Source organism: Mariniflexile gromovii (genome assembly GCF_017814435.1).
Classification (GTDB): domain Bacteria; phylum Bacteroidota; class Bacteroidia; order Flavobacteriales; family Flavobacteriaceae; genus Mariniflexile; species Mariniflexile gromovii.
Window position 1 is genome coordinate 1 of record NZ_JAGJCB010000013.1, and the last position, 26411, is coordinate 26411.

Annotated in this window: 20 protein-coding genes; 9 read left to right on the forward strand and 11 right to left on the reverse strand. The window is 33.8% G+C overall.

Features of this window, described 5'->3' with window-relative positions:
- Positions 1-227 precede the first annotated feature (227 nt).
- Entirely contained in the window at positions 228-941 is a 714-nt protein-coding gene (locus J8H85_RS12830) for a hypothetical protein (protein WP_209655611.1), read from the reverse strand.
- Between the two features lie 196 nt (positions 942-1137).
- Between J8H85_RS12830 and J8H85_RS12835 the strand changes: the two genes are divergently transcribed.
- Positions 1138-1605 carry a CBS domain-containing protein gene (locus tag J8H85_RS12835; protein WP_209655612.1) on the forward strand — a complete coding sequence of 156 codons (468 nt, stop codon included), beginning with the start codon at positions 1138-1140 and terminating at the stop codon, positions 1603-1605.
- A 4-nt stretch (positions 1606-1609) separates the two neighbouring features.
- Here the strand turns inward: J8H85_RS12835 and J8H85_RS12840 are convergent, their stop codons facing one another.
- Entirely contained in the window at positions 1610-1960 is a 351-nt protein-coding gene (locus J8H85_RS12840; protein WP_209655613.1) for a hypothetical protein, read from the reverse strand.
- 145 nt (positions 1961-2105) lie between these two features.
- Entirely contained in the window at positions 2106-2588 is a 483-nt protein-coding gene (locus tag J8H85_RS12845) for a hypothetical protein (protein WP_209655614.1), read from the reverse strand.
- 59 nt (positions 2589-2647) lie between these two features.
- Here J8H85_RS12845 and J8H85_RS12850 point away from each other — a divergent pair, with 59 nt between their 5' ends.
- The 3 genes from J8H85_RS12850 (at position 2648) to J8H85_RS12860 (ending at position 5310) form a co-directional block, all read left to right on the forward strand.
- Complete coding sequence (locus J8H85_RS12850; RefSeq protein WP_379937346.1) at positions 2648-3595, forward strand: IS1595 family transposase; 948 nt, start codon at positions 2648-2650, stop codon at positions 3593-3595.
- Positions 3588-4574: a KilA-N domain-containing protein gene (locus tag J8H85_RS12855; RefSeq protein ID WP_317195005.1), complete on the forward strand. Its 987-nt coding sequence runs from the start codon at positions 3588-3590 to the stop codon at positions 4572-4574. Before J8H85_RS12850 ends, J8H85_RS12855 begins: the two co-directional genes overlap by 8 nt.
- Positions 4575-4977: 403 nt before the next feature.
- Entirely contained in the window at positions 4978-5310 is a 333-nt protein-coding gene (locus J8H85_RS12860) for a single-stranded DNA-binding protein (RefSeq protein ID WP_209655616.1), read from the forward strand.
- 130 nt (positions 5311-5440) lie between these two features.
- On the opposite strand, the gene nadB is transcribed toward J8H85_RS12860, so the two are convergent.
- The 3 genes from nadB to J8H85_RS12875 all read right to left on the reverse strand — a co-directional run bounded on the left by nadB (position 5441) and on the right by J8H85_RS12875 (position 9971).
- Positions 5441-7000 (reverse strand): L-aspartate oxidase, encoded by a 1560-nt coding sequence (gene nadB / locus J8H85_RS12865; RefSeq protein ID WP_209655617.1) that lies wholly within the window; start codon positions 6998-7000, stop codon positions 5441-5443.
- Between the two features lie 2 nt (positions 7001-7002).
- Positions 7003-7929, reverse strand: a complete 927-nt coding sequence (gene nadA / locus J8H85_RS12870; protein WP_209655618.1) for a quinolinate synthase NadA — start codon at positions 7927-7929, stop codon at positions 7003-7005.
- 212 nt (positions 7930-8141) lie between these two features.
- Positions 8142-9971, reverse strand: coding sequence for a hypothetical protein (locus J8H85_RS12875; RefSeq protein ID WP_209655619.1), 1830 nt, complete (start codon positions 9969-9971; stop codon positions 8142-8144).
- Between the two features lie 360 nt (positions 9972-10331).
- Here J8H85_RS12875 and J8H85_RS12880 point away from each other — a divergent pair, with 360 nt between their 5' ends.
- Positions 10332-12920, forward strand: a complete 2589-nt coding sequence (locus tag J8H85_RS12880; RefSeq protein WP_209655620.1) for a phosphoenolpyruvate carboxylase — start codon at positions 10332-10334, stop codon at positions 12918-12920.
- A 94-nt stretch (positions 12921-13014) separates the two neighbouring features.
- Here the strand turns inward: J8H85_RS12880 and J8H85_RS12885 are convergent, their stop codons facing one another.
- The 5 genes from J8H85_RS12885 to J8H85_RS12905 all read right to left on the reverse strand — a co-directional run bounded on the left by J8H85_RS12885 (position 13015) and on the right by J8H85_RS12905 (position 17794).
- Complete coding sequence (locus tag J8H85_RS12885; protein ID WP_209655621.1) at positions 13015-13353, reverse strand: P-II family nitrogen regulator; 339 nt, start codon at positions 13351-13353, stop codon at positions 13015-13017.
- 145 nt (positions 13354-13498) lie between these two features.
- A complete protein-coding gene (locus tag J8H85_RS12890; RefSeq protein WP_209655622.1) occupies positions 13499-14725 on the reverse strand; it encodes an ammonium transporter in 1227 nt (408 codons plus the stop codon).
- A gap of 29 nt (positions 14726-14754) precedes the next feature.
- Positions 14755-15093 carry a P-II family nitrogen regulator gene (locus J8H85_RS12895; protein ID WP_209655623.1) on the reverse strand — a complete coding sequence of 113 codons (339 nt, stop codon included), beginning with the start codon at positions 15091-15093 and terminating at the stop codon, positions 14755-14757.
- A 286-nt stretch (positions 15094-15379) separates the two neighbouring features.
- A complete protein-coding gene (locus tag J8H85_RS12900; RefSeq protein WP_379937329.1) occupies positions 15380-16684 on the reverse strand; it encodes an ammonium transporter in 1305 nt (434 codons plus the stop codon).
- A 99-nt stretch (positions 16685-16783) separates the two neighbouring features.
- Positions 16784-17794 carry an outer membrane beta-barrel protein gene (locus J8H85_RS12905; RefSeq protein WP_209655624.1) on the reverse strand — a complete coding sequence of 337 codons (1011 nt, stop codon included), beginning with the start codon at positions 17792-17794 and terminating at the stop codon, positions 16784-16786.
- 467 nt (positions 17795-18261) lie between these two features.
- On the opposite strand from J8H85_RS12905, the gene gltB reads away from it, so the two are divergent.
- The 4 genes from gltB to J8H85_RS12925 all read left to right on the forward strand — a co-directional run bounded on the left by gltB (position 18262) and on the right by J8H85_RS12925 (position 26410).
- Positions 18262-22776, forward strand: a complete 4515-nt coding sequence (gltB, locus tag J8H85_RS12910; protein ID WP_245243808.1) for a glutamate synthase large subunit — start codon at positions 18262-18264, stop codon at positions 22774-22776.
- 4 nt (positions 22777-22780) lie between these two features.
- Complete coding sequence (locus J8H85_RS12915) at positions 22781-24244, forward strand: glutamate synthase subunit beta (protein WP_209655625.1); 1464 nt, start codon at positions 22781-22783, stop codon at positions 24242-24244.
- A 229-nt stretch (positions 24245-24473) separates the two neighbouring features.
- The gene (locus J8H85_RS12920; RefSeq protein WP_245243809.1) at positions 24474-24728 is read left to right on the forward strand and encodes a hypothetical protein; all 255 of its coding nucleotides are present in this window, start codon (positions 24474-24476) and stop codon (positions 24726-24728) included.
- A gap of 89 nt (positions 24729-24817) precedes the next feature.
- On the forward strand, positions 24818-26410 hold the full coding sequence (locus tag J8H85_RS12925; RefSeq protein WP_209655627.1) for a SulP family inorganic anion transporter: 1593 nt from the start codon (positions 24818-24820) through the stop codon (positions 26408-26410).
- Position 26411 lies beyond the last annotated feature (1 nt).

Genomic DNA, 26411 nt, shown 5'->3' on the forward strand with positions numbered 1-26411 from the left:
ATGAAAGGGAAGTAAAGTCTAAATCACATATTGAACATTAAAATTCAGAGCCTGTCTTAGTTCACTTTATTTCCTTTCTCTTTCTTAAATTTATAAAAACAAATCTAAAGGAGCTTGTCGAAATATTTTAACTTATCGATAATCAATATCGGTTTCGACAAGCTCAACCTGACAAATAAAAACTTAATACACTTTTAGATGATCGATTTATTTTATATAAAGTTCCATTATTTTTTTTGCTGCGCCTCTTGAGCCTGCAATACTTGCTTTTGCCTTAATAATTCGGTTTTTGTTAACTGAATTAAATTAAAGTTTGGAGACAGTTTTAAAGTAGCGTCTAAAATATCTACTGCTTTATCAATATTTGCCTTTTTGTCTTTGTTGTAAGTTGATAGAGCATTTAAGTACATAAAAGCCGATTTTAGCGAAACTTCATAAGGGTTTTGTGTTTCGAAAAAAGCTTTTTTCATATCGTCTTTTGCATTTGCTATACCATAAGCAATGTGTTTATCTGCCTCGGTTAACTTTTGTGTTTGTAAACAAAGTTCAGCAAGTTCATAAGCAATGGGAGCACTTGGGTTTCTTTTAAACATTTCTTCAAATTGGGCAATAGCCAATTCAGGTTGTTTTACTGCTTTTAACGAAATGGCTTTTACTTCTAAAGCGATATCCGAATCATCTAGCATACGCTCATATCCAATGGTATTTAAAGCTTGCATGTATTTGTCTTCACTCATATAAATATAAGCCAAGGTATCCATTCTTGCAGGTGATGGTGATAATACATTTAAATGTGTCATCGCATTAATAATGCCTTGTATGTCACCTTGTTTCTTCATTTGCTTATAATAAGCTTCGTAGTGTTTCAGCAAATCGGAATTACTTTGTGCACTCATTACAAAGCTGCTTACCAACAATCCTAATACCAATAATCTTTTCATATTTAAAATATTTTAAAGCGCTAAAACTATAAAAAATTAATATTTAAATACTTATAAGTACACGAAATATTTCCTTTTTCATAGCTTATAACTATTATTCTTCATGCTTAAATATGGAATTAATACCCAATGAAAAATACATTATTAGGAAAGTTTAAAAAAAATAAGTACTTTAGGTTAACTAAATTAATAAAATATGGGAATTAAAAGTTTTTTAGGGTCTAGAAAAAATCAGCAAAAAAACAGCGCAGATTTACCAATAAAGGTTAGTGATTATATGTCTACAAACCTGATAACTTTTAAATCTGAACAGCCTATGGATTCTGTTATAGACTCTTTAATTAAGTACAAAATATCTGGCGGCCCCGTAGTAAATGATAAATACGAATTAATTGGTATTATATCGGAAGGGGATTGTATTAAGCAAATAAGTGAAAGTAGGTACCATAATTTACCTATGGAAAATAATACGGTTGGGAAATGTATGATAACAACGGTAGAAACTATTGATGGTAATATGGATATTTTTGATGCAGCTAACAAGTTCTTAGAATCTAAGCACAGACGTTTCCCTATTGTTGAAAACGGAAAATTGGTAGGTCAAATAAGTCAGAAAGATATTTTAAAGGCAGCCATGAAACTAAAAGGGCATACTTGGAGATAGGTTTTTAGCTTTCCCGTTTTACCAACGCATAATATTCATCTTCTAAAGGTAAATAACCTTGGTCGTAAACAAAGTAATATACGGTTCCGGCTTTAGTAGTATAGGTGCTCGTGAAAAAATTAAAATCAAAACCATGTTGAATAAGTTTTGTTCTCGTGGTTTTTGTTTTTTGTTCTGGATTCAACGTTTCTAAAATACGCCAATTTTTTCGAAGCCTATTATTGATGTTTCTAATTAGGTTTTTAGAATCTTTATTTATGGTATTGTTGTAGGCGTTACGGCAATAATCACTGCAAAATTTTTTGTCGCTTCTTCCTATTATTTTCTCGTTGCACTCTAAACATTCTTTAGCCATAAGAATTTTTTTATAAAGATATAAATTTATTTTTTATAATTTTCTTTTATTTATGGGACTTATATACCTGTTTACACTAACCAAAACGAGGTTTAAACGTTTGTAGTCGGGATTGAAAAAAGTAGATAAATTATGAAAAGAAAAGTTAATTTTTGGTTTGTGATGTATCTTGTAACAACATTTTTTCTTGCTGTTTCATTATATACTTCATATCAGTTAAAGAGTCTTTGTAAAGTTGAAACTCAATATTTAAAGAATCGTATTGAGATTCTAAAGAAAGATAATTCTTTTTTAGTTCCTTATAATCATAATTCTGATAAATAGTAATAGCGCCTAACATAAGGGTTATAAAAGCCATTAAAATTGTACCGTAAGGTATTAATGGACTATTGTTTCTTTTTAGAAATAAAGAAACAGATTTGTATTTATGGCCTTCTTTTGATAAAGTGAAAATATGCTTACTGCATGTTATAAGTCCATAATCTTTAGATAACCGATTCCATGCAAGTTCAATTATTCCGCTTTCCGTATTTTCTATTTTATATAGTTCTGAATAATGAACACTTTTTTTGTCTTTTATTATTTTAAACACCTCTTCGGTAACTTGGTCTATATCTTTGTTCTTCATAATCAAATAATTAGTTCTTTTTTACACCAATATATTTGTTTATTGTGTAATTAACTACTATAGTTGTTATATCAAAATACAATACGATGTTTAACAAAGAAGTAAAATCAGTTTTAGACCTTATAAAAGCCTTTCCAACAGAGCAAGCTTGTATTGACCATTTAGAATTATTACGTTGGAACGGTAACGTAGTAAGTCCTTTTGATGCTACTTCTAAAGTATATGATTGTAAAGGAAATAAATATAAATGTAAAAACACAGGAAAATACTTCAATGTTAAAACAAATACTATTTTTGATAATACTAAGATGGAATTACAAAAGTGGTTTCTTGCTATTTGGTTAGTTACTTCACACAAAAAAGGAATTTCATCTTTACAATTAGGGCGTGATTTGGATATTACCCAAAAAAGCGCATGGTTTATGTTACAGCGTATTAGAAACTGTTTTGGTTTAGACGATACAGACCAATTAAGTGGAGAGGCTGAGATTGATGAAACTTATGTAGGTGGTAAAATGGGAAATAGAACAGCCAAAATAAGAAAGAACAAAACAGATGAAGTAAGAGAGCATTATAAAAAATCTGCTGTTTTGGGCATGGTAGAGCGTAATGGAGAGGTAAGAGCAAAACATGTTATTGATACTACACAAAACACTCTAATACCTCAAATATTAAAAAATGTTAGCGTTGGCTCTACGATATATTCAGACGAATTAAAAGCATATAGCGTTTTAGATAGAGTTTACGACCATAAAGCGGTTGCACATGGTAGAGGGGAATATGTAAGAGGTCGTATTTCTACAAACTCAATAGAAAGCTTTTGGGCGTTGTTAAAGCGTGGTATTTACGGGATATATCATTTTACGTCTAAAAAACATTTACAGTTATACGTTGATGAATTTGTATTTAGATATAATACAAGACAAGGTTCAGAAAATGATAGATTTAATTTACTTTTGTGTAACATCGAGAATAGAATAACTTATAAAGATTTAATTAGTGAGTAAGGTAAAAAAAATAGTAGTAGAAGGTATTCCTGTTTCATTAACTGAGATAGGAAATGAAGATTATATATGCCTAACAGATATGATTAAGGCAAAAGATGGAGATTTCTTTATAAGTGATTGGTTAAGAAACGTTAATACGTTAGAATACCTTTCTGCATGGGAAACAATGAACAATCCTGATTTTAATTATGGCGAATACGCCATAATTAGGCAGTCATCAGGAACCAATACATTTAAAATAAGCGTTAAAGAATGGGTTTTAAAAACTAACTCGATAGGTATAACGGCACAAGCTGGAAGATACGGGGGTACTTATGCTCATAAAGATATAGCTTTTAATTTCGGAATGTGGATAAGTCCAATGTTTCAATTATATATAGTTAAAGAGTATCAAAGATTAAAAACAATAGAAAGTGATACGCTTAATTTAGAATGGGATATTAAAAGGGTTTTGAGCAAGGTTAATTATCATTTACACACTGATGCTATATTAAAACATATAATTCCAAAATCTACCCTTCCAGAAAGCAAGAAAGGGATTGAGTATGCGAAAGAAGCTGATTTGTTAAACTTGGCGTTATTTGGATGTACCGCAAAAGAATGGAGAGAAGCAAATCCTGCTCATGCAAAAAACAATTTAAATGTTAGGGATTTTGCGAGCATTCATGAATTAAATGTTATGTCTAATCTACAGGTTTTTAATTCGGAAATGATAAAAAAAGATGTTTCTAAAACCGCTAGATATAAGATTTTATTAAAATCAGCACAAGAGCAATTAGAGCAACTTAAAAAAATAGATATACTAAAAGCTGTTAGAAAGCAAAATTCAGCAACTTATATAGAAGCTAGAAATAAAACAGGGGATGAGTTAGAAAAGCTAACAAGTGAAAGTATTCTTGATAAAAACAAACAAGCTTTATCAGATTTCAACAAAAAATTAAAACAAGGGTTAAATTACAACCCTAAAGACGAAAAATAAATTTTACACCCAGTATCGGCTGTTTAGTTAAGGCTACGCCTGTTCTTGAAAACGAATAGGGCATTAACAAGTGTAATAAGTTCATCTACATTAAAGGTTTAACTCTGGCGGAATTGACCGTTCTCGCAAGAAGCACACAGGTATTCTGATACTGTGGGGTTAAATACTTTCCTAAAAAAATGCACTTTTTTACAGTGCGAAATTATTCTTTGCTATTTGGTGTAAACTTGTATGTAGTTCCCTTATTTATGGCTATTTAGCACGATTTAAACGACTACAAATATTTACAAACGAACACAAATATTTACTAACCGATTATAATTTTCAAACCGTTGCATCTTTGCCTTGTCGAAACATAACAACTCGATAGTATTAACTGTTTAACGATTAAAAATTTAAAATTATGAACACGCTTAGAAACAAAGTACAGTTGATTGGAAACTTAGGAAACGATCCAGAAATCATCAATTTAGAATCTGGTAAAACATTGGCAAAATTTGCTATTGCAACTAATGAAAGTTACACCAATGCAAAAGGTGAAAAGGTTACAGATACCCAATGGCACAATGTGGTTGCATGGGGAAAAACTGCTCAAATAGTTGAAAAATATGTGACTAAAGGAAAAGAAGTTGCTATTGAAGGCAAACTAACATCACGAAGTTATGACGATAAAGATGGCATCAAGCGTTACATAACCGAAGTGGTTTGTAGTGAGTTGCTTATGCTTGGAAAATAAACCTTTTTTTTGCCCATAAAGTTTGAAAGAGACTGTTTTTACAGTCTCTTTCTTGTTTTTAAAAAATATACGCTTGTAATTTTGATAAAAATAGGGATGATGATGAAGGCGATAAAAATTTAAAAATCGCTTAATCTTTCACATTATCAATATTGAAATAACCACCTTTATTCTCTTTTCTTTTTAAAGATTGTTCAACAATTAATTGCGATACATTTATCATGTTTCGTAACTCGCAAAGGGATGTTGATATTTTAGATTCTTTATAAAGTTCTTCAACTTCATTTTCAATTAAATCTAAATGTTTAATAGCACGTTTTAAACGCTTGTTGCTTCGTACAATACCAACATAATCGCGCATTAAAGCCTGCATCTGCTTTAGGTTATGCTGTACTAAAATATGCTCTTTCGGTATCACTGTACCTTCATCGTCCCAATCTGGAATTAACACATTGGGTGCTTGATAGTCATGCTCACTATGAAACTTAAAAATATTATGCGCATACACTAAGGCTTCCAATAATGAGTTGGAAGCTAATCTATTAGCGCCATGAAGTCCTGTTCTTGTGCATTCACCGCAAGCAAATAAATTGTTAATAGTGGTACTTCCATTTTTATCAACCTCTATACCACCACACAAATAATGGGATGCTGGCACTACAGGAATCCAATCGGTTTCAATATTTATATGATGTTCTAAACATTTATTGTAAATATTTGGGAAATGCTTTTTAAAAGCATCCATATCCAAATGGGTACAATCTAAATATACATGTGGTTCTCCCGATTTTTTAAGCTCACTATCAATACTTTGCGATACAATATCTCTGGAGGCTAATTCTGCACGTTCATCATAATCAGGCATAAAACGATAGCCTTTTTTATTTCTAAGATATGCTCCAAATCCTCTTACCGCTTCTGAAATTAAAAAAGACGATTCGCCTTTAGCTTCATATAAAGCTGTAGGATGAAATTGCACAAACTCCATATCCTTAATTTTTGCCTTGGCTCTGTAAGCCATGGCAATACCATCACCCGTTGCAATAATGGGGTTGGTAGTATGGCCGTAAACGCAACCAATGCCACCAGATGCTAAAAGGGTACTATTGGCTTTAATGGTAAAAATTTGATCTGTTTTTTGGTCGAAAACATAGGCGCCATAACAAGATATATTTTTAGAGGTATCATCAATTATATGATGGTTGGTAACCAAATCAATCACAAAATGGTGAGGTAAAATAGTAATATTTGGTAGTTGATGCGCCCGTTTTAGTAGTGCGCGCTCAATTTCATAACCGGTGATGTCTTTATGATGCACCACGCGATATTCTGAATGGCCACCTTCTTTACCTAAATCGAATTCGCCACTGGCATCCAAATCAAAATTGGCGCCCCAAAGCATGAGTTCTTCCAGTCGTTTAGGGCCTTCTTCAATTACCATTTTAACCACCTCGGTGTCGCATAAACCATCACCAGCAATTAAAGTGTCTTCAATATGTTTTTTAAATGAATCTTTTTCAGCATCTAAAACAACCGCAACACCACCTTGTGCATACTTGGTGTTCGATTCGTCTTCATTAGCTTTAGTTACAATAACAATACTTCTGTTAGGAAATTTTTCTGCTATTTTAACCGAAAAAGTCAATCCGGCAATTCCAGAGCCAATGACTAAATAATTTGTTTCAATCATTTTTATTTAGATAACTCTAACATACGTTCAATAGGTAATAACGCTCTTTTTCTTATTTTTTCTGGAACATCTATTTGAGGCGATTCATTTAACATGCAATCGTATAATTTTTGAAGCGTATTCATTTTCATAAAATGGCATTCGCTACAAGCACAGGTATTATCTTCTTTAGCGGGTGCAGGCACCAATTCCGTATTGGGCATTTCCTGTTGCATTTTGTGTAAAATACCTGCTTCAGTTGCTACAATAAACTTTTCTTTTGGATGGTTTTTTACAAAATTTATCATACCAGAAGTAGAACCAATATAAGCCGCAGTATCTAAAATATGCGTTTCAGATTCTGGATGTGCAATGATTTTATGATCTGGATATTTTTTATGAAGTTCGATTAATTTATCAATTGAAAAAGCTTCGTGCACAATACAACTGCCATCCCAAAGTAACATATCACGTCCTGTTTGGCTCATGACATATTTTCCTAAATTCTTGTCTGGAGCAAAAATAATAGGGGTTTCCTTAGGAATGGAATTTACAATTTTTAATGCATTGGATGAGGTGCAAACAATATCGCTTAACGCCTTAATTTCGGCTGAACAATTCACATAAGTGATTACCACATGGTCTGGATGTGCTTTGGTGAATTTCTCAAAAGCTTCTGGCGGACAAGAATCTGCCAAGGAGCAACCTGCTTTTAAATCGGGCAAGACGACTATTTTATCTGGACTTAAAATTTTGGCTGTTTCTGCCATAAAATGAACCCCAGCAAATACAATCATATCTGCATCCGTTTCGGCAGCTTGCTGAGACAACTGTAAACTATCACCAACATAATCGGCAATATCTTGTATTTCTGCAACTTGATAATAATGCGCTAATATTACCGCATTTTTCTCCTTTTTAAGTCGATTTATTTCTTTTACTAAGTCCATGAATTCTATTAATCTTCAACATTTTACATAAAAAAAACTTCTTATGCTGTTCAATTGTTTTACAAATATCTTAATTATAATCTTATTGAACTGAGATTAATAGAAAAAATGAATAAGAATTTAACGGGACTTTATCTTTTTATTAAATTTTTAAATTCTTTTTAATCAAAGCGATGTTTATTTAATAAAACGAAAAACCCCATTTTTAGAAATTAAACAGCTATGGGCGTTTTTTTATTTTGAATGGACAAATCTTCAATTTCCAAACCTATTAAACTTAATGTTTTTTCACTGTTATTTAATGCTTGAAGTACCTCTGCTTTTATGTCTTGAAACGTGTGGTTTAATTCGGTAAACAGGTTTTTGTAATATAAAATACCTTCTTTTAAATTATTAGTAAAGGTTAATAAGTACTTTTCATCCTTTGGGGTCATGGTGGTTTTTACTTCATCTATTTTGTTTCTTAAATAAGAGATGTAAATAGTAAGTTCTTTAATGAATAAGTTTGGACGATCGGTTCTTGAAATCATGTTATCTCTACCGTAAATATGGTCGGTCATATTCTTTAAACTCATTATTTTTGAATAATAAGCCATATTGGGTCCTGGGCAAATGGAAACCCCATCACCTTCTAATTTAGTATCCAAGTTATAAGCCAACAATGCTGAAGTGCCTAGGCCAACACAGGTACAGGATTTTTCGGTTATTTTATTAAAAGCCTTTTGGTATTCATTCAAAGCTAAACCTAATTTATCTAATTCTTTTAATTTTAAATGTTGATATTCTCTTGATGCGGTACAAATACCCGTTTCTTTAAATTCTTTATTTAATGCTACAAACTTTTTGGGGCAAGAACTACCGGGTCTGCCTTTATTAATTAAGGCTTCTTTTTCTAAATCTTTGGTGTTCGATTTCAGATTGTTAAAAGGTACGCCTAATGGTGAAATATCGCTTAAATACAAATCTTCCTCTTGGGCAAGCATTAATTTGTTCATGGTTTTTTCATCCACCGTTGTTGCTTCAGGTACTAATAAAAAAGGTGTTCCCCAGCCAACAGCATCCAATTGATACTGATTTAGAAGAAACTCATGTTCATCATACGTGCCAACGCCACCTTGTGCAGAAATTTTAAGTTCCAAGGGTTTTTTTGAAACAATTCGCCCTTGGTTTGTTAATTCTTGATTCACCATAGCTTCAATAGAAGCGCGCAATTCCTCTCTTTTTTCTTTAAATTCGGCTAAAACAGGTCCTAATAAATAACCATCGGTAGCAAACGCATGCCCGCCACAATTAAGTCCAGATTCTATGCGGTATTCTGAAACCCATAAGCCTTTTTTCGCTAAAAATTTACCTTGAATTAACGCGGAGCGGTAATCGCTCACTTTTAAGATGATTTTCTTGTTGAATTCACCAGATTCATTTGGGTAGAAATCGTCAAACTGACTCATATAGGCATACAAACGCGGATTCATACCAGCCGATAATACCATGGAAGATTTTAATTTGCTATTGGCAAATCCTCGTAAAGCAGCATGTGCGTCGTTATATGCAACTGGTAATTTTTCGTTTTTAACATAGTTGTCTTTGTCAACTTTAGTCATGATGTTCACATCAATACTGCCTTTTGTTAAGTTTTGTGTTACCCAATTTTTTAATTCAGAAATACTGAATTCATTTTCGGTTAAGTTGTGGAATTCTTGTTTTATTGAAGAGCTGGATGGAAGCATACTCAAGTAGGCTTTTAATTCTTCACCTTTTTCTGAAATATTGTTTTTTAAGTCTTCAAATTTTTTGTCGACCAAATCACTCATCATATTTAAATACGAAGTAATGCGTTTTGCCCTAAAATCCTCTATTTTATCGGTTATTTCGGTATAAGGGATTTCAAATTTTTCGCTATACATTTTTCTTAATTTTTCCAGTAAGATATCATCTACCAAAGAAATTACAGAATCAATACCATATTGTGCCACTTTAAGTGGGGAATCTATTGTAAACCCAATCCCCATAACAGGGATGTAAAATGAATGTACTTTTTTCATGCTTTCTATTTTTATGAAGAACGTATAAACTTATTTCACTATCTCACAACATTGAATACGCTCATTTTTGTTTATGAATTAAACAGATTAAAAGTGGCAAATGTATAGGTTGATAACAGTTAAAAATATGATATATGTCATGTTTTTATCTTAATGCATGCTAATAAGAAGTTGTTTTGATTTAATTGGGAATATTTAGTTGTAAATACTATTATTAAGATTCTTGTTAAGCAGTCAATTTATTTAATTATTCTCAATTTGAATTTGATAAACTAAAAAAATCCATAAAATTTCAACAAGATTGCTTTCTTTAACTATAGCTTCCTTACATTTATGGTTAATTTCCAATAGAGATCCCTTATGTCTGTAGAACCAAAATTAACACGATTTAAACAAAACGTATTGTCAAAATACCAAATATACAACAGTATATTTATGACATTGCCTTTTGATTCCATTACAAAAACCGGTGTACTTTTACCGCTGTTTCATGAAACTTGTAAAAAAGGATTTGCAAACGGTGATGACCCAACAACCATAGTAGATACCTTTTTTAAAAAATACCAAGGAAGACGAGACGCACAAAGTCAGATTAATTTACTTTTTAGATTCATCCAATATATCGAACGTCAAGTAGTTTTATTTGATGCCGTTGAAGATGCTGCTTTTCCTATTGTTAACAATATGGAAGGGATTGGTACATTAAGAAACCTTAAAGAAACGGCTGTATCAAACAACAGTCTTGAAGAATTACAGCGTTACCTTGAAGAGTTCAAAGTTCGTATCGTTTTAACTGCGCACCCTACACAGTTTTATCCAGGATCTGTTTTAGGTATTATTACAGATTTAACTCAAGCTATAAAAGACAATAACCTGTCTAACATCAATAATTTATTTGGGCAATTAGGTAAAACACCTTTCTTTAAACATGAAAAACCAACACCTTACGATGAGGCAAAAAGTTTAATATGGTATTTAGAAAATGTATTTTATCAATCGTTTGGAGAAATATATAACTATATCCAGCAAAATATTTTTGATGACGCCAAAAAACATAACGAAATAATTAACATTGGTTTTTGGCCAGGTGGCGACCGTGATGGAAACCCGTTTGTAAAACCAGACACTACCATTCGCGTAGCTAGAAAACTTAAGCAGGCTGCATTAAAGAAATATTATGCCGATTTAAAAAACTTAAGACGTAAACTTACTTTTAGAGGTGTGGAAGAGCGCATTATTCGTTTAGAAACCATACTTTACAATTATAGTATTAACCTAAATTATCCTGAAGCCATCACTTCTAAAGAACTTCTTAACGAGTTATTAAGTATAAGAGATGTTATTATAAAAGATCATCAGGAATTGTATGTTAATGAAATCAATAATTTAATAAATAGAATTCATTTATTCGGTTACCATTTTGCTACTTTAGATATTAGACAAGATAGCCGTATTCACCATTCCGTTTTTACAACAGTTATAGATCATATCATTAGCACAGGAAACCCATCGTTCCCTAAAAATTATCACGATTTATCAGAAGATGAGCAAATTAAAATTCTATCGGAAGTTAATAATGTATCGGTAGATATCAATGCTTTTGAAGATGAAATGGTGTTCAATACCTTAAAAACTATTGAAGCCATTAAAACCATACAAGAAACCAATGGGGAGCGCGCTGCTAATAGATACATTATTAGCAACAACCAAACGGCTTTAAATATGATGCAACTTTTTGCCATGCTTAAAATTGTAGCCTTTAAAGATAGTTTACCAGTTGATGTGGTACCGCTTTTTGAAACCATTCCCGATTTGGAAAATGCACCGGCGGTTATGGAGCAATTATACACTAACCCAGCGTACATGGCGCATTTAAAAAGCCGTGGAAACAAACAGACTATCATGCTAGGTTTCTCTGATGGAACAAAAGATGGTGGTTACTTAATGGCAAACTGGGGTATTTACACGGCCAAAGAATTGCTTACTGAAATGTCTAGAAAATACGGTATTACTGCCATATTTTTTGATGGACGTGGTGGACCACCAGCAAGAGGTGGAGGAAAAACACATCAATTTTACGCTTCATTAGGACCTAAAATTGAAGATAAAGAAGTACAACTTACTATACAAGGACAAACTATTAGTTCTAATTTCGGAACTTTAGATTCGTCACAATACAACTTGGAACAGCTGATTAGTTCTGGTATGTTTAATCGTTTAGGAAAAAATAAGCATGAACTATCTGATGAAGATAGAACGGTTATGAACGATTTAGCAGTAACTAGTTATAAAGCTTATAAAGATTTTAAAAGTCACGACATGTTCATTCCGTATTTGGAACGCATGAGTACTTTAAAATACTATGCCAAAACTAATATTGGAAGCAGACCGTCCAAACGAGGAAGTTCAGATAAATTGGTGTTTTCAGATTTAAGAGCCATTCCATTTGTTGGATCTTGGAGCCAGTTGAAACAAAATGTTCCTGGATTTTTTGGTGTTGGAACTGCCTTAAAAAAGTATGAAGAAAAAGGAGAATTCCATAAAGTGGAGGCGCTATACAAAAATTCTAAATTTTTTAAGACTTTGTTGGAAAACAGTATGATGAGTTTAACAAAATCGTTTTTTGATTTAACCAAATACATGTCTAAAGACGAAGAGTTTGGTGCCTTTTGGAATATTATTTACGATGAGTACGTTACAACTAAAACCTTATTGTTAAAACTTACAGGGTACCAACAATTAATGGAAAATGAGCCTTCAGGTCGTGCTTCTATTGAAGTTAGGGAATCCATTGTGTTGCCATTGCTTACCATACAACAGTATGCACTGAAAAAGATTCAAGAATTAGAAAAAGAAGAAGTAAGGGATGAAGAAAAAATTAAAATCTTTGAGAAGATTGTAACACGTTCTTTATTTGGTAACATTAACGCGAGTAGGAATTCAGCGTAAATTAAAAATAGAATCATTTATATAAGAAAAAGGCTGTCTTAAAATAAGGCAGCCTTTTTTGTGCTTAATTTTGAAGCTTTTTTGGAATAACTGTTTACCTTAAAGTATCGCCGCCTTTATCCCCGGTTCTTATTCTGTAAGTTTCATTAATATCCGATACAAATATTTTTCCATCGCCTACTTCACCAGTAGCTGCCGATTTAAGAATGGTTTGTATGGTGATTTCTTCAAAATCATCGTTCACAACAATAGACAAATGTCTGCGTTGGATATCGCTGGTGCTGTAAGACACGCCTCTGTATACATGCCCTTGTTTTTCGTTTCCAATACCTGTAACATCCCAATAAGAGAAAAAATTTACTCCTATTTCATGCAAAGCATCTTTTACTACACGGTATTTAGATTTCCTAATGATGGCTTCAATTTTCTTCATAATAATTCCATTAAATAATTTATATCAAAATTACAGAAAATATTGGCATTATTTTCCACTGTTCGATTTATAATATAAAAAAAAGAGACGCTTTACCAAATGGTAAAACATCTCTTATTTAACACTTATATATTGATATTATATATTAATGCTCATTTAACCTGAAGTCTGGATAAGCATCCATACCATGTTCATGTGCATCTAAACCTTCTAATTCTTCTTTTTCAGAAACGCGTATTCCCATCGTTTTCTTAAGTGCAAAAATGATAATAAAAGCTGTTACCAAGCAGAAAACTGCATAACAAGCAACACCTATTAATTGCGTTAAGAAACTGTGCTCTGGGTTTGTTGAGAATATACCAACAGCTAAAGTTCCCCAAATACCACATACAAGGTGAACTGCAATAGCACCAACAGGATCGTCAAGTTTTAGTTTGTTGTCAATAAAACTTACCGCTAAAACAATTAAAGCACCGGCAACAGCACCTATAATGATAGCGCTTGTTGGACTAACTACATCGGCTCCAGCCGTAATACCTACTAAACCACCTAATATACCATTTAAGAACATGGTTAAATCTAAGTTTTTATACATAGCAGTAGATACTAACATAGCAACCACACCACCAGCCGCAGCTGCTAAACAGGTTGTTACTAAAGTTACAGATGTTAATGCTGGATCAGCAGAAAGTACAGAACCTCCGTTAAATCCGAACCATCCTAACCATAAGATTAAAACACCAGCTGTAGCTAAAGGAATGTTATGACCAGGAATTGCTTGCGCTTTCCCTTCCTTGAATTTACCAATACGTGGGCCTAATAAACAAACAGCAACTACCGCTGCCCATCCACCTACAGAGTGTACTAGAGTAGAACCTGCAAAATCATAGAAACCCATTTCATCTAAAAATCCACCACCCCATTTCCAAGATCCAGCAATTGGGTAAACCAACCCTACATATATTACTGTAAAAATCATGAATGGTACAATTTTAACACGCTCTGCAACAGCTCCAGAAACTATAGTAGCTGCGGTTGCAGCAAACATACCTTGAAACAAGAAGTCTGTCCAATATGTATAACCTTCGTTATATGTTAAATCTAAAGCACCTTCAGCTGTTAATGGTGAATCTAGACCAAATCCTGCAAACCCTAAGAATCCATTAAACTCTCCAGGGTACATTAAATTGAACCCAACGAAGCAGTATAACAACAAGCCAATGGTTATGATAAAAATATTTTTAAATAAAATGTTTATAGTATTTTTTTGTCTTGTCAATCCTATTTCTAAAAGTGAAAATCCAAGGTGCATAAAAAACACTAGTGCTGTACAGATCATCATCCATACATTATTTGTTGTAAGTAATTCCATAATATATTATTGTTTTGTTTAGATGATTATTATTTTAAAGTGTCTCCACCTTTTTCTCCAGTTCTAATGCGGTAGCACTCATTGATGTCTGACACAAAAATTTTACCATCTCCAACTTCACCAGTGCCAGCAGATTTAAGAATAGCTTGTACAGTTGCTTCTTCAAAATCATCATTTACTACAATGGCTAAATGTCTGCGTTGAATATCGCTTGTGCTGTAAGAAACGCCACGGTAAACATGTCCTTCTTTTTCATTTCCAATACCAGTGACATCCCAGTATGAGAAAAAATTCACTCCAACTTCATGTAAAGCTTCTTTAACTACACGATATTTAGATTTTCTAATAATTGCTTCAATTTTCTTCATTTGTAATAAAATTTTAAATTTGAAAACCCAAAAGTAAAAAATAAATTTAAAAGGGGGTATATTATAGGGGGATAGGTTTTAAGAAATAGCAAAAAAACAAAATGACCCCTGAAATTTTAGGGATACTTTTTCAAATAAAGCTTTTTTTATAAAATATGATACTGCCAATATTCTTTTTTTAATCTAACCTAAGCACAAAATATGTACGGAACCATAAATTCCATCAACAAAAAAAAGCCTTATTAAAAATTAATAAGGCTTTTTTCGATTTTTTATTTCTAGAAGGTTATTCTATTTCTCTTTGTCTCTTACCAGGGTAAGCTAAAGAGCCATGTTCAGAAATATCCAGTCCAGCTATTTCTTCAGCTTCAGACACTCTTAAGCCTATGGTCTTTTTCAAAATAAGTAAGAAGATGTATGATAATCCAATAGACCAAACAGCATAAGCTAAAACTCCAATAGCTTGAGCGCCTAATTGTGCAGCACCCCCACCATTAAATAAGCCTATACCGGTATCACCATCAACACCCCAAAGTCCGATAACTAAAGTGCCCCAAGCACCAGCTACACCGTGCACAGAAATAGCGCCTACAGCATCATCCACTTTTAAAGTTTTTTCAACAAATCCAATAGAGAATACTACAAGTAAACCACCTATTAAACCAGCTAATATAGCGCCGCCTTCTGTCATATTACCACAACCAGCAGTAATACTTACTAGACCAGCAAGCGAACCGTTTAAAGTCATTCCTAAATTTGGTTTTCCATTTTTAAACCAAGTAAATAATAACGCTGCAATAGCACCTGCTGAAGCAGCTAAATTGGTTACAAGCACTACTTGAGAAGCAGCAGTAGCATCATCGCCACCCCAAGCTAATTGAGAACCACCGTTAAAACCAAACCATCCTAACCAAAGGATAAACACACCTAAAGTAGCGTACATTTGGTTGTGGCCATGCATTTCAATTGGTTTACCGTTTAAGAATTTTCCAATTCTTGGTCCAACCATCCAAGCAGCAACCAATGCCGCCCATCCACCTACAGAGTGCACAATGGAAGATCCTGCAAAATCGATAAATTCAGCAGGCATAATACCATCGGTATTATTTAGCCATCCACCATTCCATTCCCATCCACCAGCTATTGGGTAAATTAAGGCAGTCATAATGATACTGAAAATAGCATAAGTTGTATATTTAGTTCTTCCTGCGATTGCTCCAGAAACTATAGTGGCTGCGGTAGCGGCAAATACAGTTTGAAAGAACAAATCAGCAGCTCCTTGAGAGAAAGTAAAACCTCCCCAGTGGAAGAAACCTCCTGAAGCATCAGCTCCATACATTAAAGAATATCCAACAAACCAGAAAGCCAAAGAGCCAACTGCAATGTCTAAGAAATTTTTCATGGCGATGTTTACAGCATTTTTTGAATCGGTCATTCCAGATTCAACTAAGAAAAATCCTGCTTGCATGAAGAATACTAAGATACCAGATATAAGCATCCAAAGCATTCCCATATCACCTTTAACAGATTCAGCTAGTACTTCAACTGCTGTGGCATCTTGAATTATTAGGGGCATGTTAAATATTGACATAATTAATTTTTTTAAGGGTTAGTTAGAGAGAAAATAAAGCAAAACAATTTGGTGTTGAATTGCTTTATTTTTGTATAGTAATTGTGTATTTATTTATCCTTAGAAAGAATAGATTGCTGCTAAAGTGAATGCAGCTAAGTTATCAGATGCAACTCCGTCGCTATCAATGAAGTTACCAAAAGCAGCTCCATTAGACCATGAGTCTAATCTGATCTCTGGCTTAAGAATTAAGTTATCTATAGCATAACTTCCTGTTAATGTAAGTCCTAGCACACTTGGTAAATCATCAACGTCTTTTACGTGATATCCAAAATATTCACCTCTTAAACCAACACTGAAAGCTTCACTTGCAGCAAATTGTGGATACAAGGCGGCACCATAGAAACCAGCATCGTCATTATTTTGGTAAGCGGCATTTAAACCTAAGAAGAAAGAGTCAGATACATCAAAACCACCTGTATAGTCGATTTCAAAACCTAAACCATCGTTATTACCACTGTCATAATAAAGGTTTAAAAACTGTCCTTTATAGCCTAATTGAGCACCTAAAGCATATTCACCAGTTGTAGAGGTATCATTGGTATCCCATGGGTTAGTGATGGCTAACATTAAACTTAAATCTTCAGATAAAGCAAAATCAGCTTTCAAGCCCATATGAGAGAAAGGTCCACTAGAAAATAAGTAAGATGTACTGTAGTTAAAGTTTGCTGCAGGAGCGATGACTTCGTATCCTAAGAAGGTATTCCATCTACCAAATGTTAACTTAGTGCTTTCAGATACATTCCAGTATACATACGCTTGATTTACAATACCGTCAACAATATCAGAATTAAAAGTAGCTCCAGCACCTCTAGGTCCCGTAACTAAATCTAGAACAGCACCTGCTTTTTCACCTTCATAGCTAGCTATAATATTCCCCATGCCCAAAGCAAAACCCGATTGTCCTGCAAAAGCAGTTCCAAATGAAGGAGCTTCGTCGTCAGGAGCGGTTAAATAAGTTTGATAATAAGCATCTACACTACCACTTATAGATAATTTGGGTTTCTCATCTTCTTGTGCAAATAAAACCGTTGCCATAAAAAGCATTGAAAGGGTTATTAGTTTTTTCATAATGTTTAAAGTTTTTAAGTTATTAATTTTTATTGGTTATGTTCCTTAAGAATGACTCAAAACTATATTAAAAAAATTTAACCCCCTCAAAAAATAGGGTTGTTGTTTGTATTTTTGTGAATATTTCATTTTTTACCCTATTTTTTAGAGGGTATGTTTGGTTTTTTTTAAATTTTTGATTTTTTGACAAATGGTTTAATTGAATTATTGTCAGTATTTTCCAATTTTTACTGATTTAATTAACATTAATTTGACTAATTGTTAACATAAATTCAGTAATCCTTAATTTATTCTATAATAATAGGTGTTGAATATTTATTAAAAAATGTCTTTATTATTGACATATAATTATTTTTAACTAAAGTTCACTTCTAAAATCGAAATAATATATTACTCTCTATTGTTATTCAAAAACAAGGTCTTACCTTAGCGTTTCAACTCAATTTTTAAACCAATATTTGTTGATTATGCTGAAGAAACAAGGAATGTATTTGCCTGAATTCGAACACGAAAATTGTGGTGCAGGTTTTATTTGTAATCTAAAAGGAGAGAAAACAAATCAAATTATCCACGATGCGTTAGAAATTCTAGTAAAGTTAGAGCACCGTGGTGGTGTAAGTGCTGATGGAAAAACTGGCGATGGCGCTGGTTTGTTAATTGATATTCCTCACGATTATTTCAAACGTGTATGTAATTTTGCCATTCCTGGACAAAGGGAATATGCAGTAGGTATGGTTTTTTTACCAAAAGTAACTAACCAATATCAATTTTGTAAAGATACTTTTGAAAAGGAAATAAAAGAACAAGGACTTTCAATTTTAGGATGGAGACAGGTACCTGTAGATTCTTCCCAATTGGGAGAAATAGCTGCTGCTTCAGAACCAAATATTGAACAAATTTTTATTGGAAAAACTGATGATATAACCGAAGCTGTTTTTAAAGCGAAATTATATGCTGCTCGTAAAATTACCGAACACGCTATTAGAGAATCTAAAATCTCTGAAAGCGGTTATTTTTACCTGCCTAGTTTATCTACTACAACCCTTATCTATAAAGGTATCATTATGCCTGAAGATATTGGGCCGTATTATACCGATTTACAGCAAATAGATTTGGTAACGCGTTTAGCACTGGTTCACCAGCGTTTCTCTACCAACACGATGCCTACTTGGGAACTGGCACAACCGTTCCGTTTTATGTGTCAGAATGGAGAGATAAATACGCTGCGTGGTAACGTAAGTAGAATGCGCGTGCGTGAAGAAATCATGAAAAGTGAGGTTTTCGGTCCGCAAATAGAAAAATTATTCCCAATTATATTACCAGGAAAATCAGATTCTGCATCTATGGATATGGTGGTTGAATTGTTGACTCATACCGACAGGTCATTACCAGAAATTATGATGATGATGATTCCTGAAGCTTGGGAAAAACATAAAACCATGTCTGAAGAGCGTAAAGCGTTTTATGAATACAACGCATGTATTATGGAAGCTTGGGACGGTCCTGCTTCGGTACCGTTTACAGATGGTGACTATATTGGAGCTTTATTAGACAGAAACGGTTTAAGACCTTCTAGATATACCATTACAAAAAGCGGTAAATTAATCATGGCATCAGAAATTGGTGTTGTTGATATTGCCCCTGAAGACGTAGAAAGACACGGTAGATTGGAACCAGGAAAAATGTTCTTGGTAGACATGAATGAAGGACGTATTATTGAAGATGAAGAAATTAAAAGTAAAATTGTTTCTGAAAGACCTTATAAAGAATGGTTAAGCAAAACACGTTTACATTTAAAAGACGTTCCTTACACTAACGAAACGTGCCCAATAGAAACCATCGATATCAAAACACGCCAACGTTTGTTTAACTATACGTTTGAAGATATTCAGGAAGTTATTACGCCTATGGCAGTTTCTGGTAAAGAGGCTTTAGGTTCTATGGGTATTGATACACCTTTGGCAGTATTGTCTGATAGACCACAACTTATATCAAACTATTTTAAACAACTGTTCGCACAAGTTACCAACCCGCCTTTAGATGGTATTCGTGAAGAAATTGTTACCGATATTGCCTTAAACTTAGGGAAAGACAGAAATATTTTCAGTATAACTGAAAGACAATGTAGAAAACTACGAATTCAAAATCCTGTTATTTCTAACGCCGATTTAGAAAAAATTAGAAGCATTTCCATAGAAGCGTTTAAAGCTGAAACCATCCATATTTTATATCCAAAAGCACAAGGGCTTAATGGTCTTGAAGATGCTTTGGAAGATATGATAACTCAAGTTTCAAAAGCTATTGATAGAGGTGTAAACATCATCATTCTTTCTGATAGGGGCGTAAATAAAGATTTTGCACCAATTCCTGCGCTTTTAGCTTGTTCTTATGTAAACCATCAAATGAACCGTTTACGCAAGCGTTCTTATTTTGATATCATTATCGAATCTGCTGAACCACGTGAACCGCATCATTTTGCCACCTTATTTGGTTATGGTGCAAGTGCCATCAACCCTTACATGGTAAACGAAATCATCCGTTCACAAGTAAAAGAAGGTTTCATTACAGGTATGGACGAAGACAAAGCGGTTAACAACTTTAACAAAGCTATCGGGTCTGGTATCTTAAAAATCATGAATAAAATTGGAATCTCTACGCTTCACTCGTACAGAGGTTCTCAAATTTTCGAAATAGTAGGTTTCAATTCAGCTTTTGTTGAAAAATATTTCCCATATACAGCATCAAGAATTGAAGGTATCGGGCTTTATGAAATTGAAAAAGAAATTACCGAACGTTACAAATACGCATACCCAGATAATTTAATTGATAAACGTTTAGGTTTAAATATTGGAGGCGATTATAGATGGAGACGTAATGGCGAGCGCCATATGTTCAACCCAACTACCGTTGCTAAATTACAACAAGCTGTTAGGTTAAGCGACCAAGCTAGTTATGATGTGTATTCAAAAGCCATCAATGAACAGTCTGAAAATTTAATGACCATTCGTGGATTATTTGAATTTGATAAACTAGATCCAATTCCATTAGAAGAAGTAGAACCTTGGACAGAAATTGTAAAACGTTTCAAAACGGGAGCGATGTCTTACGGTTCTATTTCCAGAGAAGCCCACGAAAACTTAGCCATTGCCATGAATCGTATTGGAGGAAAATCCAATTCTGGTGAAGGTGGTGAGGATAGAAAGCGTTTCCACCCAGATTTAAATGGTGATAGCCGTAACTCTGCTATTAAACAGGTAGCATCGGGTCGTTTTGGGGTAACCTCACATTATTTGACCAATGCTAAGGAAATTCAAATTAAAATGGCTCAGGGAGCTAAACCTGGTGAAGGTGGACAGTTACCTGGCGAAAAAGTATTGCCATGGATTGCTGCGGCACGTAACTCAACCCCGTTTGTAGGGTTGATTTCACCGCCACCGCATCACGATATTTATTCTATTGAAGATTTAGCACAATTAATTTTCGACTTAAAAAATGCGAATCGCGAAGCTAGAATCAATGTGAAATTGGTATCTGAAGTTGGTGTTGGTACCATTGCTGCCGGTGTAGCAAAAGCCAAAGCCGATGTGGTATTAATTGCTGGTTACGATGGTGGTACAGGAGCTTCTCCGTTAACTTCATTAAAACACGCTGGTTTACCTTGGGAACTTGGTTTAGCCGAAGCCCAACAAACCTTGGTTTTAAATAACCTAAGAAGTAGAATTGTTGTAGAATGTGATGGTCAATTAAAAACAGGTCGTGATGTTGCTATTGCTGCATTATTGGGTGCTGAAGAGTTTGGTTTTGCAACCGCTCCTTTAGTAGCCTCTGGATGTATCATGATGCGTAAGTGTCACTTAAATACATGTCCTGTTGGTATCGCCACTCAAGATAAAGAATTGCGTAAAAACTTTAAGGGCACACCAGAACATGTTATTAACTTCTTCTACTACATTGCTGAAGAATTAAGAGGTATCATGGCGCAATTAGGGTTTAGAACACTGGCTGAAATGGTTGGTCAAACCCACAAAATTAACGCAAACAAAGCTATCAAACATTACAAAGCAAAAGGCTTAGACTTATCGGCTATTTTACACCGTCCAGAAGCCTACAAGCTTATGACTGTTAAAAATACTGAAAAGCAAGATCATAATTTAGATGATGTTCTTGATTTTAAAATATTAAAAGATTCTCACAGAGCATTATACAGAAAAGAGAAAATGACTTTTTCTTATCCAATACACAATACAGATCGTACGGTGGGTGCTATAGTTAGTAATGAAATATCAAAAATATACGGTCATTTAGGATTGCCTGAAGATACACTTAACGTGAACTTCACAGGATCTGCTGGTCAAAGTTTTGGAGCTTTTGGAGCTAATGGCTTAACCTTCACTTTAGAAGGAAACACAAACGATTATTTAGGAAAAGGATTGTCTGGTGCTAAACTAATTGTGAAAAAACCAGCTAAAGCCGATTTTATAGCAGAAAACAACATCATTGTTGGTAACGTTTGTTTATTCGGTGCTATTCAAGGTGAAGCCTATATAAACGGAATCGCTGGCGAGCGTTTTGCCGTTAGAAATTCTGGTGCTGTTACCGTAGTAGAAGGTCTAGGAGATCATGGATGTGAATATATGACTGGTGGAAAAGTAGTAGTTCTTGGTAAAACAGGAAGAAACTTTGCAGCAGGTATGAGTGGTGGTATTGCGTATGTTTACGACCCTGAAAATAAATTCACAAATGGTTTATGTAATACCGAAACCATTGAATTTGAAGAGGTTTTAAATGAAGATGCTCAAGATTTAAAAGAATTAATTGAAAAACACGTTCTGTACACCAATAGTAACAGAGGTAAAGAATTATTAGCAAACTGGGAAACTAGCTTGAAAAATTTCGTAAAAGTGATGCCTACCGAATACAAAAAAGCATTAAAACGCTTAGAAACTGAAGTACAACAGGTAGAAGAACTAACAATAGCATAATGTCATGGGAAAAGTAACAGGATTTAAAGAATTTGAAAGACAAGATGAAAGTAATGCGCCCGTGCCAGAGCGTATTAAACACTATAATGAATTTACCATTCCTTTAAGTAATGAGGAAATTACCAAACAAGGATCACGTTGTATGGATTGTGGAATTCCATTTTGCCACAGTGGTTGCCCACTTGGTAATTTAATACCAGATTTCAATCATATGGTTCACCAAGGGGAATGGCAAAAAGCCTCATGGTTATTGCATGCTACCAACAATTTTCCAGAGTTTACAGGCCGTTTATGTCCTGCACCTTGCGAAAAATCATGTGTACTGGGCATTATTGAAGAACCCGTTTCTATTGAAAACATTGAAAAACAAATTGTAGAGCGCGCCTTTAAAGAAGGTTGGATAAAACCACAGCCACCAAAAACAAGAACAGGCAAAACCATTGCCATTGTAGGTTCTGGTCCTGCTGGTTTAGCAGCGGCTCAACAATTAAACAGAGCAGGGCATACAGTTACTGTTTTTGAGAGAGATGATGAAGTTGGAGGTTTATTGCGTTACGGAATTCCTAATTTCAAAATGGAAAAAGGTATAATAGACCGTAGAATTGCCATTTTAGAAGCTGAAGGCATTATATTTAAAACCAATGTAAATGTTGGGGAAAATTATGATGTTGAAGAACTTAAAAAATTTGATGCTGTTGTACTTTGTGGTGGTGCTACCGTAAGAAGAGGTTTGCCTACTCCCGGTGCCGATGCCGATGGTGTGGTACAAGCCATGGATTTCTTAACCCAACAAACCAAAGTATTATTTGGTAAAGAAGTAAAAGACCAAGTTTTAGCAACCGATAAGCATGTCATTGTAATTGGAGGTGGTGATACAGGTTCGGATTGTGTTGGTACATCGAATCGTCATGGAGCAAAATCGGTAGTGAATTTTGAAATCATGCCAAAACCTCCAGGACACCGTTCGCCTACAACTCCTTGGCCTTTTTGGCCATTACAATTAAAAACATCGTCTTCACACGAAGAAGGTGTAGAGCGTAATTGGCTAATAAACACTAAAGAGTTTATAAAAGATGAGAGTGGTAAATTAACTGCCTTAAAAACGGTAAATGTGGAGTGGAAAATGGTACCTGGTGAACGTCCTCAATTAATAGAAATTGCAGGAACTGAAAAAACATGGCCTTGTGATTTAGCATTGCTTGCCTTAGGTTTTACAGGACCAGAAAGTACCATTGCAGATAAATTAGGTATTGAAAAAGATGCCCGTTCTAACTACAAAGCGGAATATGGCAAATATCAAACTAATATCCCTAATATATTTACGGCTGGCGATATGCGTCGCGGTCAATCGCTAATTGTTTGGGCAATATCTGAAGGTCGTGAAGCGGCCCGTCAAGTGGATATTTACTTAATGGGTAAATCAGATTTACCTACTAAAAACGAAATAGACGATTTAGTAGCTTTATAATATTATTTTATATTTTAAAAAAAGCCCTTTATTATTTTTAGTAAAGGGTTTTTTTATATCAAATTCATAAATTACCACCTTTTATATTATAAATAACACAAAACCATTAAAATTTAAATCATTTTAAAATTTATTTAACATAATAAAAAGTGTTAAATATTATATTTGCGATTATTAAATTTTTTAGATGTACAAAAATACAATAGCAGTATTCTTCACAATAATATTTATGGCACTCATAGTAGCGCCTACAGTAATTGTTGCGTTAGATGATTCTATTGACACTTCTATTTTTTATTCAATAGCTGAAGAAGAAGAGAATTGTAAATCTAAAAATTTAGTGTCTCCATTTTCATTACAAAACAATGATGTTTTGGCCGGTTTCAAACTAAAAACACATCAGTTTTTCAGTTACCGCTTTAAAAATTACCCAAAACCCCATCTCAATTTAATTTCCCCGCCTCCAGAGCAATTCATATTATAATTTCGGTTTTTTTCTGACTTTAAAAAAAGTCAATTAATCACGTTTAATAACTCTTGGTTTTTTAATCTAGAGTAAAATAATATTGTAATATGTTTAAAACTATTAAAAGCGACTTGCCTGCAAGTCTAGTTGTATTTTTTGTTGCCTTACCCTTATGTTTGGGTATTGCTTTAGCCAGTGGTGCACCCTTATTCTCGGGTTTAATTGCTGGTATTATTGGTGGAATTGTTGTTGGGGGCTTAAGTGGCTCTAATGTTGGCGTTAGTGGACCTGCAGCTGGTTTAGCCGCCATAGTTTTAACTGCTATTGGTACTTTGGGCGGTTATCAGAATTTTTTAGTTGCTGTTGTATTAGGTGGTGTCATTCAATTACTTTTTGGTGTCTTAAAGGCTGGAGTTATTGGGTATTACTTCCCTTCTTCGGTTATCAAAGGTATGCTAACCGGTATTGGAATTATCATCATATTAAAACAAATACCTCATTTTTTTGGTTATGATAACGAGCCAGAGGGGGCCGATAGCTTTATAGAAGCATCAGGCGAAAACACATTTACCGCCATTCTTCATATTACAGATAATATTACTTTAGGTTCTATGGTTATTGGACTTATTGGCTTAGGGGTTATCCTTTTTTGGGATTTGATCCTTTCAAAAAAAGCTAAGTTTTTTAAAGTTATACAAGGTCCTTTAGTTGCTGTGGTTTTAGGAATTATATATGTTGTAGTTACAAGCGGTAACGAATCATTGGCTATTTTACCAAAACATTTAGTAAGCGTACCTATTCCAGAAGATGCTACGTCTTTTTTGAATCAGTTTAGCTTCCCTAATTTTGCAGCTATCACCAATTCTGAGGTATGGGTAATTGCCTTTACCATAGCTTTAGTAGCCAGTTTGGAAACATTATTATGTGTGGAAGCAACGGATAAATTAGACCCACATAAAAATGTTACCCCTACCAACAGAGAATTATTAGCTCAAGGAACTGGAAACATTATTTCTGGTTTAATAGGAGGTTTACCTATAACGCAAGTAATTGTTAGAAGCTCAGCGAATATACAATCTGGTGGGCAATCAAAATTATCTGCTATCATACATGGATTCTTGCTGTTAATTTCTGTAATTGTAATTCCTAGGTTACTAAACATGATTCCATTATCTGTTTTAGCTGCCATTTTATTGGTGGTAGGTTATAAACTAGCTAAACCAAAACTATTTAAAACCATGTACCAATTAGGTTGGAAACAATGGCTGCCTTTTATTACAACAGTATTGGGTATTGTTTTCACAGATTTGTTAGTTGGAATAGGTTTAGGGCTTATGGTTGGTATTGTAGTTATCCTACTTAAAAGCTACCAAAACTCACATTTCCTTCATATTGAAGACAAAAGTAATGGTAAGCATAAAATAAAAATGACGCTTGCAGAAGAAGTAACCTTTTTTAACAAAGGAGCTATTCTTAAAGAATTGGATAGCTTACCCAGAGATACGTATTTAGAATTAGACCTTATCAAAACCCGCTATTTAGATTATGATATTATAGAAATTCTTGAGGATTTCCTTCATAAAGCAAGTGAAAGAAATATCGATATTAAATTGGTATCTAAACGTGGCATTGAAGAGAACCCAGCTAGTTTTATAGAGTTTTTTAGAACAAGACCTAAGTCTAAATTAAGTTTAAGCTAGG